Here is a 13,489-nt window from a genome sequence, read left to right on the forward strand (position 1 = left end):
CACGGCTGAGCGCGGCTGAGAGCGGCTGAGAGCGGCTGACGGCACGCCACGGCGTGCGCAGTGAGTGACGATGGGGCGGTCCACGGGGCCGCCCCATCGTCATGTCCGCGTACGGGAAGGGCTGGGGCCGGCGGCAGCGGTCATAATGGGCGGCCAGACATCGGATGTCTGAGCGGTATCCGGGCGGGTCCAGCGGGGAGGTCGGCATGGCGGTCACCGACGAGGCCATCGAGAAGATCAAGGGCATGATCGTCTCCGGGGCGCTGCGGCCGGGCGACCGGCTGCCGAAGGAGAGCGAGCTGGCGGCCGAGCTCGGACTGTCCCGCAACTCCCTGCGCGAGGCGGTGCGCGCGCTCTCGCTCATCCGCATCCTGGACGTGCGCCAGGGCGACGGCACCTATGTCACCAGCCTCGATCCGCAACTTCTGCTGGAGGCCATGAGTTTCGTGGTGGACTTCCACCGCGACGACACGGTGCTGGAGTTCCTCGCCGTCCGCCGCATCCTGGAGCCGGCCGCCACGGCGATGGCGGCCGGCCGGATCGGGACGGCGGAACTGGACGCTTTGGAGGCCCAGTTGGACGCGCTGGGGCCGAGCCCCTCGGTGGAGGATCTGGTCGCCTGCGATCTGGAGTTCCACCGGGGGATCGTTGCGGCGTCCGGCAACTCCGTGCTCTGCTCGCTGCTGGAGGGACTCTCCGGGCCGACCACCCGGGCCCGGGTCTGGCGGGGGCTGACGCAGAAGGACGCGGTGGCCCGCACCCTGACCGAGCACCGGGCGATCCTCGGCGCGCTGCGCGACCGGGACGCGGAGGCGGCGCGGGCCTGGGCGACCGTGCACATCGCGAGCGTGGAGCAGTGGCTGCGCGCCTCGCTGTGAGGCCGGCCGGCGTACGGGGCCGTGCCCGTCGGCGCCGCACCCCGGCCGGCACCGTCCCGGTCGCACCGCACACCGGTCGTGCCCGCCGCCGCGCCCGGGTCAGACCGCGAAACCGCCGTCCACCGCGATCGAGGCGCCCGTGATGTACCGTCCGCCGTCGCCCGCCAGATGGGCCACGGTCGCCGCGACATCCGAGCCCCGGCCGTAGGCCCCCAGCGCGGTGAGCCCGGCCTGCATCGCCGCGCTCTCGCCGTCGGCGGGGTTCATATCGGTGTCGATCGGGCCCGGGTGCACGAGGTTCGCGGTGATGCCGCGGGGCCCCAGCTCCTTGGCCAGGGTCTTGGTCAGGCCGATGAGCGCGGCCTTGCTGGTGGCGTAGAGAGTGCCGCCGGGGAAGGCGACCCGCTCGGCCATACAGCTGCCGATGGAGATGATCCGCCCGCCCTCGGTCAGATGCGCCGCCGCGGCCTGCGCCGCCAGGAACGGCGCCCGGACATTGGTCCACAGCACCCGGTCGACATCGTCGAGGGAGATGCCCTCGAACGGTCCGATCACGCCGATGCCCGCGTTGTTCACCAGGATGTCCAGCCGCCCGAACCGGTCCACGGCGCCGGCCACCGAAGCCCGGATCTGTTCCGCGTCACCGCTGTCGGCCCGCACCGCCCAGGCATGCCCGCCGGCCCGCTCGATCTCCTTGACCACCTGGTCGGCCTGGTCCTGCCCGCTCCGGAAGGTCAGGGCCACCGCCGCGCCGTCGGCGGCCAGCCGCAGCGCGATCGCCCGGCCGATCCCCCGGCTGCCGCCGGTCACCAGGGCCGCCTTGCCGGTGAGCGGCCGGGGGCCGTTCGCCGCCGCCGTCGTCTCCGTCAGCACCGTCGCCGTCATCGTCATCACCTTCGTATCGAGTCGTCGTGGCCGGGCGCGGCCGTGCGGAATGCCCTGGCTTCCGTACGGGCGGCACCGTGTCGCGGGTGTTTCTCCGCGGTACGACTCGATCTTCCGGCGCGGCGGGGGCCCGGGGCTGGCGGAATCCGGACGCCACGTCAGCAGCCGGGCGGCTCCGGCTCCGGCTCCGAGGGCATGCGGCCGGGCGGCTCCGGCTCCGACGGCGCCCCGACCCCGTAGACCCGCCCGGCCGTCCCCCCGAAGACGTCCGACCGTTCCGCCGCCGTGAGCTGCCCGGTGGCCGCCTCGGCGAGCGCCACCACGTCCTCGTAGCCGGCGGCCAGGGTGCACACCGGCCAGTCGGAGCCGAACATCAGCCGGCCGGGGCCGAAGGCGTCCAGGACGTGCCGGGCGTAGGGCAGGATCTGCTGCGGCCGCCAGGCGTCCCAGTCGGCCTCGGTGACCAGTCCGGACAGTTTGCAGCTGACGTTCGGCAGCGCGGCGAGGGCGGTGACGGCGTCCGCCCACGGCTGCCACTCCCCCGTGACGACCGGCGGTTTGGCGGCATGGTCCAGTACGAAGGCCAGCTGGGGCAGGGCGCGTACCACGGTGTGTGCGGCGGGCAGTTCGCGCGGGGTGACCAGCAGGTCGTAGACCAGCCCGGCGTCGGCCAGGGCGGCCAGACCGCGCAGCACGTCCGGGCGGGTGAGCCAGTCGGGGTCCGGTTCGTCCTGCACCTGGTGCCGGATGCCGACCAGCCCGGCGGGCAGCGCCGCGAGGACTTCGGCGAGCGCCGGGTCGCGCAGGTCGGCCCAGCCGATGACCCCGGTGACCGGGCCCTCGCCCGCGGCGACGGTGAGCAGGTCGGCGGTCTCTTCGTACGAGGACGACGACTGGACGAGGAGGGTGCCGTCGAGACCGTGCTCGGTCAGCTGCGGGGTGAGGTCGGCCAGCGCGTAGCTGCGGCGGATCGGGTCGGCCCAGGGCCCGTCCATCCAGGGCTGTTCGCGCCGGCTGAGGTCCCACAGGTGGTGATGGGCGTCGATACGCATCAGGGGCGCGCTCCGGGCTCGCTCAGTCGTTCAGGGGCAGCGGCAGATCGGGGTCGAGCAGGCCGCGGGCGACGAGCGTATGCCACAGCCCGTCGGGGATGTCATGGGTGAACAGCCTTGCGTTCTCGGCCATTTCGTCCGGTGTGGCGGCTCCGACCACGGCCGCGGCGACGGCACGGTGCCCGAAGGGGAAGCGGAGCGCCGCCGCTTTGAGGGGCACATCGAACTCCCCGCAGACGTACGCAAGTTGACGCGCCCGGTCGAGCACCGGGCCAGGAGACGGTCCGTAGTTGTAGGGCGCGCCGGGCGACGGGTCGGCCAGCAGGCCGGAGTTGTAGACGCCGCCGACGACCACCGAGGTGCCGCGGCGCGCGCAGACCGGCAGCAGATCGTCGAGGGCGGTGTGCTCCAGCAGGGTCCAGCGGCCGGCGCACAGCACCGCATCGACATCGAGGTCGGCGACCAGGCGAGCCAGCACAGCGCTGTGGTTCATGCCGAACCCGACGGCCCGGACCACTCCCTGTGCCCGCAGCTCGGCAAGGGCCGGGAAGCCGGTCTCGTACACCTCGCGCAGCCGGTCCTCGACATCGTGCAGATAGACGAGGTCGACGGCGTCCACCCCGAGCCGGACCAGGGACGCGTCGAGCGTGGCCCGGATGCCGTCGCGGGAGAGGTCCCACACACGGGCCCGCGCGGGGGTGTCCACGAAGCCCTCGCCCGCCGCCCGCTCCCCCGGGGCGAGCGGCCGCAGCCGGCGGCCGACCTTGGTGGAGAGGGTGTAGGTCGCGCGGTCCTGGCCGCGCAGTGCCCGGCCGAGGCGCTCCTCGGACAGGCCGACGCCGTAGTGGGGGGCGGTGTCGAAGTAGCCGGCACCGGTGGCGAGGGCGGTGTGGACGACCTCACGCGCCCGCACCTCCGGGACGGCGCGGTAGAGGTTGCCGAGCGGCGCACAGCCCAGCCCCAGCGGCGGGACGATGACGCCGCTTCGCCCCAACTCCCTTGGTCCGTACGGCGGATAGCGCATGGCGGCCGCTCAGTCCTGCTTCTCGCCGCTGGTGAAGCGGGAGATGACCAGCGCGACGATGATGATCATGCCGTTGAGGAACTGGGTCCACAGCGGTGGCACCCCGCCCAGCGTCATCACATTGATCACCAGCTGGAGCGTCAGGACCCCGGTGAGCGCGCCGAAGAGGGTGCCCCGGCCGCCCTTGAGGCCGATGCCGCCGATCACCGCGGCGGCGAAGACCTGGAAGATCCAGCCGTTGCCCTGGCTCGCGGAGACCGCGCCGTAGTGGCCGGTGTAGAGAATCCCGGCGAAGGCGGCGAGCACCCCGCCGAGGGCCAGCACGATCCAGGTGAGGCGGTCCACCCGGATACCGGCCGCCCGCGCCGCCTCCGGGTTGCCGCCGATGGCGTACAGCGCCCGTCCGTGCCGGAGGTAGCCCAGGGCCGCGCCACCGAGCGCGAAGAGGGCGAGACAGATCCAGACGGCGGCCGGCACGCCCAGCCAGTCGGCCTTGCCCAGATAGGCGAAGGACGCCGGAACGTCACCGAGGGACCGGCCCTCGGAGATGCCCACGTGCAGCCCGCGCAGCATGGTCAGCATGCCGAGGGTGGCGATGAAGCCGTTGACCCGCAGGGTGAGCATGAGGAAGCCGTTGACGGCGCCGACCGCAGCGCCCACGGCCAGACAGAGCGGGAGCGCCGTCCAGGCGGGGAAGAGCTCCAGCCCGGCGAAGCGGGTGCCGTGCGCGGGCATCACCAGCCACAGGGCGAGCACCGGCGCCAGGCCGATGGTCGACTCCAGCGAGAGATCCATCCGCCCGGTGATGAGGATCAGCGCCTCGCCGAGCACCAGCAGGCCCAGTTCCGTGGACTGCTGGATGACGCCGATGAGGTTGTCCTGGGTGAGGAACGCGGGCGACACGATGAAACCGATGACGCCCAGCACGAAGATCACCGGCACCAGGGAGAAGTCCCGCCACCGGGCCGGCTCGGTCCAGGGGCGGCGGCGCGGCGGCGGCCGGTCCACCGCGTCGGTGGCCGGCGGCGTTGCGGTCTCGGTCATGGCGCGGTCCCTTCCGTTCCTTCCGTGGTCCGGGGGCCCGGTGCGGCGTCCGGGCCGCGGCCGACGACGGCCACCCCTTCCATCGCGGCGACCAGTTCGTGGTCGCGCCACCCGGCCGGGAACGCGGCGGTCACCCGGCCGTGGAAGACGGCCAGCACCCGGTCGCAGACCCGTAGATCGTCCAGCTCGTCGGAGACGATCACGACGCCGCTGCCGCCGTCCGCGACCTCCCGTACGACCCCCAGCAGCGCGTCCTTGGACTTCACGTCGACGCCGTTGGTGGGCCGGATGGCGACCAGCACCGCGGGCTCACGGGCCAGCGCGCGGGCGATCACGACCTTCTGCTGATTGCCGCCGGAGAGCCCGGACACCGGCTGGCCGGGCCCGGTGGTCCTGATGTCGAGTGCCGCGATCATCCGCCGGGCGAACGCCCGGGGCCGGGAGGGCAGTACGGTGCCCATCGGCCCGAGCCGACCGGTGACGGTGAGGGTGGCGTTCTCGGCGACGCTGCGGCCCGGGATCAGCCCCTCGCGATGCCGGTCCTCGGGGACATAGCCGATGCCCGCGTCGAGGGCGTGCGGGACGCTGCCCGTACGGACCGGGCGGCCGCGCACCGCGATCCGCCCCGCGTCCGGCGTCCGCAGCCCCACCAGGGTCTCGCCGATCGCGGTGCTCCCGCCGGCCGTGGCGCCCGCGAGCCCCACCACTTCACCGGCCCGTACGGTCAGGTCGAGCGGCGCGAAATGCCCGTTCAGCGCCAGGGCTTCGGTCCGCAATACCGGCTCGCCCGTGGGACGCGCGACCGTCCGGGGCTTCCGTACGGCGGCCGGCTCCTCCCCCGTCATCGCCGCCACCAGTGCCTCCTCGGCCAGACCGGGGACGGGCGCGGTCAGCACATGCCGGGCGTCGCGGAAGACGGTGACGGTGTCACAGAGCTCGTGGACCTCCTGGAGATGGTGCGAGATGAACAGCAGGGCCACGCCCTGGGCGCGCAGCCCGCGCAGCTTGGCGAAGAGCCGGTCGATGCCGCGCGCGTCCAGCCGGGCGGTGGGCTCATCGAGGATGATCAGCCGGGCCCCGCCGGACAGCGCACGGGCGATCTCCACGAACTGCCGCTGCTCGACGCCGAGATCCCGGATCCGGGCGGTGGTGTCGACCTCGACGCCGTATTCGGCGAGCAGCTCGCGGGCGCGGGTGTGCAGCGCCCGCCAGCGGATGGTCCCGGTGCCCTGGAAGCGGCCCAGGTAGAGGTTCTCCGCGACGGTCAGCTCCGGCACGGTCATCGACTTCTGGTGCACACAGGCGACCTTGCGCTGCCAGGCGGCGGTGTCGCCCCAGCCGGGCGCCGGTGCGCCGCCGAAGGTGACCCGGCCGGCGTCCGGGCGTGCCATGCCGGTCAGCACGGACACCAGGGTGGATTTACCGGCGCCGTTGCGGCCGACGAGGGCGTGCGCCTCGCCGGGCCGTACGGTCAGCCGGGCGCCGTCCAGGGCGACGGTGGGCCCGTAGCGTTTGACGATCCCCTCGGCATGCACCGCCGCCGCCCGGTCGTGGGTCTCCACGGCGCTACTTCTTCCGCGCTAGCTGATTGGCCCACAGTTTCTTGTCATCGACGGTGTCCTTGGTGACCAGGGGCGCCGGCAACTGGTCCTCCAGACCGTTCTTGATCTTCACGATGGTGGAGCCGTGATCGGTCGGTCCCGGCCGGAAGGTCTTGCCGTCCAGGCCGGCCCTGGCGTAGTAGAGCGCGTACTTGGCGTAGAGGTCGGCGGGCTGGGAGAGGGTGGCGTCGATCGTGCCGGCCCGGATCGCGTCCAGTTCGTCCGGGATGCCGTCGTTGGAGATGATGGTGATGTGTCCCTCTGAGCCGGCCGGTTCGAGCCGCTTCTTCTGCTCCAGGAGGGCGAGCGTGGGCCGGAGGAAGGCGCCGCCGGCCTGCATGTAGATGCCGTCGAGGTCCGGGTGCTGGGCGAGCAGGCTCTGGAGCTTGCCGGAGGCGACCTCGCCCTTCCAGTCCGTGGCCAGCTCATGCACGGTGATCTTCGGGAACTTCCGCTTCATGCAGGAGGCGAACGCCTCGGAGCGGTCCCGCCCGTTGATCGAGCTGAGGTCGCCCTGGAGTTCGGCGACCCGGCCCGTGCCGCCCAGCTTCCTGCCGAGGTACTCGCAGGACTTCTCGCCGTAGGCACGGTTGTCGGCGCGTACCACCATGTAGACCTTGCCCTCGTCGGGGCGGGTGTCCACGCTCACCACCGGGATCTTCTTCTCCGCCAGCCGTTGCAGCTCGGCGGTGATGGCGCCGGTGTCCTGCGGTGCCATCACGATCGCCTTGGCGCCCTGGTCGGTCAGTGCCTGCACATTGGAGACGACCTTCGCGATGTCGTTCTGCGAGTTGGACAGCGGCAGCGCGGCCGGGCCGCCGTGGTCCAGGTCCTTTTCCAGGTACTGCTGGTAGGAGTTCCAGAAGTCGGTGTCCGTACGGGGCAGATCGATGCCGATCCTGCCGCCCGCGGTGTCGCTGCCGCGGTTGCAGCCGGCGAGCGCGGCGATGGCAAGCACCGCGGCACCGGCCGCCGCGCCGGTCGTACGCAATCTCATGATGGATCCCTCGGTCGTGGTGTGCGGCTCCTACGGCTCCTCCCGGCAGCCCGCCCGGTTCACCCCTCGCCCCGCAGTCGCAGCCCCTGCATCCCCCCGTCCACCGCGAGCGCCGTTCCGGTGATGCCCGAGGCGGACGGGGATGCCAGCGAGGCGATGGCGGCGGCGACTTCGTCGGCGGTGACCATCCGGCCCATCGGCTGGCGGGCGTTGAGGGCGGCGCGTTCGGCGGCCGGGTCGTCGGCGTGCTCCAGCAGGCGGCCGATCCACGGGGTGTCGGCGGTGCCCGGGTTGACGCAGTTGACGCGGATGCCGTCGCGGAGGTGGTCGGCGGCCATCGCGAGGGTCAGTGCGAGCACCGCGCCCTTGCTGGCGGCGTACAGCGCACGCTGAGGCAGGCCCACGGTGGCGGCGATGGAGCAGGTGTGGGTGATGGAGACCCGGCCCGCGGCGCCGGCCGCGGTGCGGCGCAGGGCCGGCAGCGCGGCGCGGGCGGTGCGCACCAGGCCCAGCACATTGACGTCCAGGACCCGGCTCCACTCCGCGTCGTCGTTGTCCTCGACGGTGCCGATGGCGCCGGTCCCGGCGTTGCCGACGAGGGTGTGCAGGGCGCCCAGCTCCCCCACCGCCTCGGCGACGGCGGCCCGTACGGCGGCGTCGGAGGTCACATCGGCGGTGACCGGGACCGCCCCGGCGGGCGCGCCGGCCGGGTCCCGGTCCAGGACGGCGACCCGCGCGCCGCGCGCCAGCAGCAGCGCGGCGGTGGCCGCCCCGATACCGGAGCCGCCCCCGGTGACGAGGGCGGCCATCCCCTCGAAGTCGGCCGGGTGGTGGCCGGTCCGCGGTCCGTCGCTCATACGGTGACCTCCTGTTCGCCGTGGGGGTCCCGCGGCCGCTGACGGGCGCGCCAGACGGGCCCGTCGGGAAAGCGGTGGGCGGCGAGGGACCCGGGTTTCATCCGGGCCGAGAAGCCGGGCGCGGTCGGGGCGCGGTAGCGGCCGCGGTCGATGACGACGGGGTCGCTGAAGTGGTCGTGCAGATGGTCGACGTACTCGATCACCCGGTCCTCCCAACTCCCGGACACCGCCACGTAGTCGAACATCGCCAGATGCTGCACCAGCTCGCACAGCCCCACCCCGCCCGCGTGCGGGCACACCGGTACCCCGTACTTCGCGGCCAGCAGCAGGATCGCGAGGTTCTCGTTGACCCCGGCGACCCGGGCGGCGTCGATCTGTACGAAGTCCACGGCGCCGGCCTGGAGCAGCTGCTTGAAGACCACCCGGTTGGCGACATGCTCACCGGTGGCGACCTTCACGGGCTGTCCGGAGCGCACCGCGGCGTGCCCGAGGACGTCGTCGGGGCTGGTCGGCTCCTCGATCCAGTGCGGGGTCCAGGGCGCCAGCGCGGTCATCCAGCGGACCGCCTCGGCCACGTCCCAGCGCTGGTTGGCGTCGACGGCGATCCGTACGTCGGGGCCGACCGCGTCCCTGGCCAGCCGCAGCCGCCGCTTGTCGTCGTCGAGGTCGGCGCCCACTTTCAGCTTGATCTGGCCGAAACCGTCGGCCACCGCTTTCCTGGCCAGCCGGACCAGCTTGCCGTCGTCGTAGCCGAGCCAGCCGGGCGAGGTGGTGTACGCGGGATAGCCCTCGGCCTTGAGCCGGGCGGCGCGGGCGGCGCGGCCGGGTTCGGCGGCGCGCAGGAGGGCCAGCGCCTCGTCGGGGGTCAGGGCGTCGGAGAGGTAGCGGAAGTCGACGAGGGAGACCAGTTCCTCGGGGGTCAGCCCGGCCAGGAACTCCCACACCGGCAGCCCCGCCCGTCTCGCGGCCAGGTCCCAGGCGGCGTTGACCAGCGCCCCGGCCGCCATCTGCATCACCCCCTTCTCGGGGCCGAGCCAGCGCAGCTGGGAGTCGTGGGTGAGGTCGTGGTGCAGGGCGGCGAGATCGGCGGCGGTGGCGGGGGCGCGGCGGCCGACGACGTAGGGCGCGAGGGAGCGGATCGCGGCGGCCATGACCTCGTTGCCGCGTCCGATGGTGAAGCAGAGGCCGTGGCCCCGCGGTCCGCCGTCGGTGTGCAGGACGACGTAGGCGGCGGAGTAGTCGGGGTCCGGGTTCATGGCGTCCGAGCCGTCGCGCTGCTCCGAGGTGGGGAAGCGGACGTCGTGGACCTCCAGCTCGGTGACGGTGCCGGTCCCTGCCATGCGCATGCCCCCTGGGATGTTGCGGAAGAACATCGGACCTTTGCCGGACATCCGATGTATAGACCCGCGCGCAAGACCGCGTCCAGACCGCGTAAGGAAGTTGAGCCAACGGCCCTCGGGACAGGTCGGATGAATCGCTACCCCTTCCCGCAAAGGGGCTACGGACCGGCACCGCGGAAGCCGTAGTCTTGGGATCGCACGTAATGGAACTGCTGCCGGCGGCCGCCCCAGGCGGCCGGACCGGTCGGAAGGAGGCGCTGGGTGATCGAGCTCGAGGGGGTACCCGAGCTGATCGACCCGGTCATGGTGGCCGCGTTCGAAGGCTGGAACGACGCCGGCGACGCCGCCTCCGCCGCGGTCGCCCATCTCGACCGGGAATGGAAGGGCGAGGTCTTCGCCGCGCTGGACGCGGAGGACTACTACGACTTCCAGGTGAACCGTCCCACCGTCTTCCTGGACGGCGGGGTACGCAAGATCACCTGGCCGACGACCCGGCTCTCCGTGGTGCGTGTCGGCGACACGAACGGCAAGGGGCGCACGCGCGACCTCGTCCTGGTCCGCGGGATCGAGCCCAGCATGCGCTGGCGCTCGTTCTGCAACGAAATCCTCGGCTTCGCCCATGAGTTGGGTGTGGAGATGCTGGTCGTACTGGGCTCGCTGCTCGGCGACACCCCGCACACCCGCCCGGTGCCGGTCAGCGGGGTCACCTCCGACGCGGACCTGGCCGCCCGGCTCGATCTGGAGGAGTCCCGCTACGAGGGCCCCACGGGCATCGTCGGCATCCTCCAGGAGGCGTGCACCCATGCCGGTGTCCCCGCGGTGAGCCTGTGGGCCGCGGTGCCGCACTACGTCTCCCAGCCGCCCAACCCGAAGGCCAGCCTCGCCCTGCTCAACCGCCTGGAGGACCTCCTCGACGTCCGCATCCCGCTGGGCGAGCTGACCGAGGACGCCCGCGCCTGGCAGCTGGGCGTGGACCAACTGGCCGCCGAGGACAGCGAGGTCGCCGAGTACGTCCAGTCGCTGGAGGAGGCGCGGGACACCGCGGATCTGCCGGAGGCGTCCGGCGAGGCCATCGCCCGCGAGTTCGAGCGCTATCTGCGCCGCCGCGACCCGCAGTCCGGTCCGGGCGTCGCGACCGAGGGCGGGCTGGCCGACGGCCGCGACAGTTCCTACCTCCGCGACACCACCAGCGGCCGCACCCGTCCGCCCCGCCCGGTCTCCAAGGAGCCCCGCGAGCCGAAGTCCGGCGACGAGACGGCGACGGGGCCGAAGGACACGGCCAAGGGCAACGGCACGTCGGAGAGCCCGGATTCCCCGGGCGGCACGGACCCGGCCGACTCCCCGGGGCCGGAGGACGGCCCGGAGGGCAGCGGAAGCTGAGCGCCGGGGACCCACTCCCCGGGGTGCCAGGGGCGCCGGACGGCCTGCGGGCCGTCGCGGCGCCCCTGGCATTTCCCGTCCCGCGCCTCCCGGCCTCCCGAGCCGTAAGTCCCGTGGCCCGTAAGGAGAAAGGGGCGCTTCCACCGGCCGGCGGAAGCGCCCCTGAGGGTCGGATATGACGGGTCGTTACAGGGCCACGCCGAGCAGCGCGTCGACCGCGCGGGAGACGAGACCGGGGGCTCCCTCGTCGGTGCCGCCCTCCGCCTGCTGCGCGGCGGCCCAGCGGTCCACGGCCGCGAGGGCGGTCGGGGAGTCCAGGTCGTCGGCGAGCGCCGTACGGATCTCCTCCAGGAGGGCGTCGGCGGACGGTCCGTCAGGACGGGAGACGGCGGCACGCCAGCGCGCCAGCCGCTCCGCGGCCTCTTCCAGCACCGCGTCAGTCCACTCCCAGTCGGCGCGGTAGTGGTGCGCGAGCAGCGCCAGCCGGATGGCGGCCGGGTCGGTGCCGTCGCGCCGCACCGTGGAGACGAAGACGAGGTTGCCCTTGGACTTGGACATCTTCTCGCCGTTCAGGGCCACCATCCCGGCGTGCACATACGCCTTGGCGAACGGGTGCTCGCCGGTGAGCGCCTGGGCGTGCGAGGCGCCCATCTCGTGGTGGGGGAAGGCGAGGTCGGAGCCGCCGCCCTGGACGTCGAAGCCCATACCGAGGTGGTCCAGGGCGATGGCGACACACTCGATGTGCCAGCCGGGCCGGCCCCGGCCCAACGAGGCGCCGTCCCAACTCGGCTCGCCGTCCCGGGCGGCCATCCACAGCATCGGGTCGAGCGGGTTCTTCTTGCCCTCGCGCTCCGGGTCGCCGCCGCGTTCGGCGGACAGCAGCCGCATCGCCTCGGCGTCCAGCCCGGAGACCTCGCCGAAATGCGGGTCGGACTCGACGGAGAAGTAGATGTCACCGTCCAGCTCGTAAGCGGCGCCGGCATCGCGCAGCCGCTCCACCAGCGGGACGATGCCGGGTATCGACTCGACGGCGCCTATGTAGTGGCGGGGCGGCAGCATCCGCAGGGCCGTCATGTCCTCGCGGAAGAGGGCGGTCTCGCGCTCGGCGAGCGCCGTCCAGTCGTCGCCGGTGGCCACGGCCCGCGCCAGCAGCGGATCGTCGACATCGGTGACGTTCTGTACGTAGTGCACCTGACGCTTCGTGTCGAGCCACACGCGCTGAACCAGGTCGAACGCGTTGTAGGTCGCCGCGTGCCCCATGTGGGTGGCGTCGTAGGGCGTGATGCCGCAGACGTAGATACGGGCGACGGGACCGGGGTCGAGGGTTACCCGTCCGCCGGTCGCGGTGTCGTGGATCCTCAGGTCGCGGCCCTGGCCAGGCAGGGCGGGGACCTCAGAAGCGGGCCATGCATGCATGCCTTGAGCGTAACCGGACGGATGTTCCGCATACGAACCGGACCGGATCTCTGGCCGGAAAGGCGGTCTTGTGTTCGACAGCCATACGTGCAAGCGCCCCGCCGCCATGCACGCCTTCCCTGCGGATCAGACGGGCGGCCAGGGGATCGCGGGCCATTCGCCGCTCGGCTCCGGGTGCCGGCCGCTGCGCAGCAGCCCCGCCACCCGCGCCCGCAGCGCCTCGGTCTCGGCGTCCGTGATCAGTTCGGCCAGTCGGGCGGCGAGCGGCCGGCCGTCCTCCAGCTCCCGCTCCAGACCCCGCAGGACCTCCAGCGACTCGTCGGTCAGCGGCTCCCCCGCCCACCCCCACAGCAGGGTGCGCAGCTTGTCCTCGGCGTTGAACGTCACGCCGTGATCGATGGCGAAGAACTCCCCGCCGGCACCGGGCAGCAGATGGCCGCCCTTGCGGTCACCGTTGTTGATCACCGCGTCGAGCACCGCGAGCCGCCGCAGCCGCGGATGGTCGGCGTGCACCAGCAGCGCGGTGCGGTCCTCACCGACCTGGGCGAGCCCGACAGCCTTCCAGCCGGGCCCCGGCTCCTCGTCCTCCACCAGTGCCAGCAGCTCGGGCACCTCGTCGCTGCTCTCCGGCGGATCGATCCACTCCTGGACCATGCCGGTGCCGTACGGGCCGTCCCGCAGCACGGTCGGGGGGATCAGGTCCCAGCCGCAGGCCCGGGAGACCTCGTACGCGGCGACCTCACGCTGGGCGAGCGTGCCGTCCGGGAAGTCCCACAGCGGGCGCTCACCGGCGACCGGCTTGTAGACACAGGCGGCGCTGCGGCCGTCGTACGCGACCGTGCAGTACAGCACCGCGTTGGAGGCTTCCTGGATGCGGCCGCGGACGGTCAGCTCCCCTTCGGCGAGCAGCGCGTCCGACGGGTGTCCGGCGGGCTCCGGCGCGGCCGCCGGCGGGTCCTGCGGCCGGGCGGGACCGGGCAGCGGCGCGGCGGGCTCTGCGGCGGACTCCATGGCG

At 73.0% G+C, this 13,489-nt stretch carries 12 protein-coding genes; 2 read left to right on the top strand and 10 right to left on the bottom strand.

Going from position 1 to position 13,489, the window contains the following annotated elements; translation table 11 throughout:
* Window positions 1–206: 206 nt before the first annotated feature.
* Window positions 207–878, top strand: a complete 672-nt coding sequence (locus tag ACZ4XD_RS13025) for a FadR/GntR family transcriptional regulator (RefSeq protein WP_085927015.1) — start codon at window positions 207–209, stop codon at window positions 876–878.
* A gap of 99 nt (window positions 879–977) precedes the next feature.
* On the opposite strand, the gene ACZ4XD_RS13030 is transcribed toward ACZ4XD_RS13025, so the two are convergent.
* The 8 genes from ACZ4XD_RS13030 to ACZ4XD_RS13065 all read right to left on the bottom strand — a co-directional run bounded on the left by ACZ4XD_RS13030 (window position 978) and on the right by ACZ4XD_RS13065 (window position 9,678).
* Entirely contained in the window at window positions 978–1,763 is a 786-nt protein-coding gene (locus tag ACZ4XD_RS13030; protein WP_468041395.1) for a 3-oxoacyl-ACP reductase family protein, read from the bottom strand.
* 158 nt (window positions 1,764–1,921) lie between these two features.
* Window positions 1,922–2,815: an amidohydrolase family protein gene (locus ACZ4XD_RS13035; protein ID WP_468041396.1), complete on the bottom strand. Its 894-nt coding sequence runs from the start codon at window positions 2,813–2,815 to the stop codon at window positions 1,922–1,924.
* A gap of 22 nt (window positions 2,816–2,837) precedes the next feature.
* On the bottom strand, window positions 2,838–3,839 hold the full coding sequence (locus ACZ4XD_RS13040; RefSeq protein WP_468041397.1) for an aldo/keto reductase: 1,002 nt from the start codon (window positions 3,837–3,839) through the stop codon (window positions 2,838–2,840).
* Window positions 3,840–3,848: 9 nt separating this feature from the next.
* On the bottom strand, window positions 3,849–4,883 hold the full coding sequence (locus tag ACZ4XD_RS13045; RefSeq protein ID WP_468041398.1) for an ABC transporter permease: 1,035 nt from the start codon (window positions 4,881–4,883) through the stop codon (window positions 3,849–3,851).
* Window positions 4,880–6,445, bottom strand: coding sequence for a sugar ABC transporter ATP-binding protein (locus ACZ4XD_RS13050; protein ID WP_468041399.1), 1,566 nt, complete (start codon window positions 6,443–6,445; stop codon window positions 4,880–4,882). The genes ACZ4XD_RS13045 and ACZ4XD_RS13050 overlap by 4 nt, the downstream gene beginning before the upstream one ends.
* A 4-nt stretch (window positions 6,446–6,449) precedes the next feature.
* Complete coding sequence (locus ACZ4XD_RS13055; protein ID WP_468041400.1) at window positions 6,450–7,481, bottom strand: sugar ABC transporter substrate-binding protein; 1,032 nt, start codon at window positions 7,479–7,481, stop codon at window positions 6,450–6,452.
* 59 nt (window positions 7,482–7,540) lie between these two features.
* Window positions 7,541–8,338, bottom strand: a complete 798-nt coding sequence (locus tag ACZ4XD_RS13060) for an SDR family NAD(P)-dependent oxidoreductase (RefSeq protein WP_468041401.1) — start codon at window positions 8,336–8,338, stop codon at window positions 7,541–7,543.
* The gene (locus ACZ4XD_RS13065; protein ID WP_468041487.1) at window positions 8,335–9,678 is read right to left on the bottom strand and encodes an enolase C-terminal domain-like protein; all 1,344 of its coding nucleotides are present in this window, start codon (window positions 9,676–9,678) and stop codon (window positions 8,335–8,337) included. The genes ACZ4XD_RS13060 and ACZ4XD_RS13065 overlap by 4 nt, the downstream gene beginning before the upstream one ends.
* Before the next feature lie 261 nt (window positions 9,679–9,939).
* Here ACZ4XD_RS13065 and ACZ4XD_RS13070 point away from each other — a divergent pair, with 261 nt between their 5' ends.
* Entirely contained in the window at window positions 9,940–11,058 is a 1,119-nt protein-coding gene (locus ACZ4XD_RS13070) for a PAC2 family protein (RefSeq protein WP_468041402.1), read from the top strand.
* Window positions 11,059–11,244: 186 nt separating this feature from the next.
* Here the strand turns inward: ACZ4XD_RS13070 and mshC are convergent, their stop codons facing one another.
* Both mshC and ACZ4XD_RS13080 read right to left on the bottom strand, forming a co-directional pair.
* Window positions 11,245–12,474 (bottom strand): cysteine--1-D-myo-inosityl 2-amino-2-deoxy-alpha-D-glucopyranoside ligase, encoded by a 1,230-nt coding sequence (gene mshC, locus ACZ4XD_RS13075; RefSeq protein WP_468041403.1) that lies wholly within the window; start codon window positions 12,472–12,474, stop codon window positions 11,245–11,247.
* 126 nt (window positions 12,475–12,600) lie between these two features.
* The gene (locus ACZ4XD_RS13080; RefSeq protein ID WP_468041404.1) at window positions 12,601–13,485 is read right to left on the bottom strand and encodes an SCO1664 family protein; all 885 of its coding nucleotides are present in this window, start codon (window positions 13,483–13,485) and stop codon (window positions 12,601–12,603) included.
* Window positions 13,486–13,489 lie beyond the last annotated feature (4 nt).

The sequence above is a fragment of the Streptomyces sp. NPDC029466 genome (genome assembly GCF_055574515.1).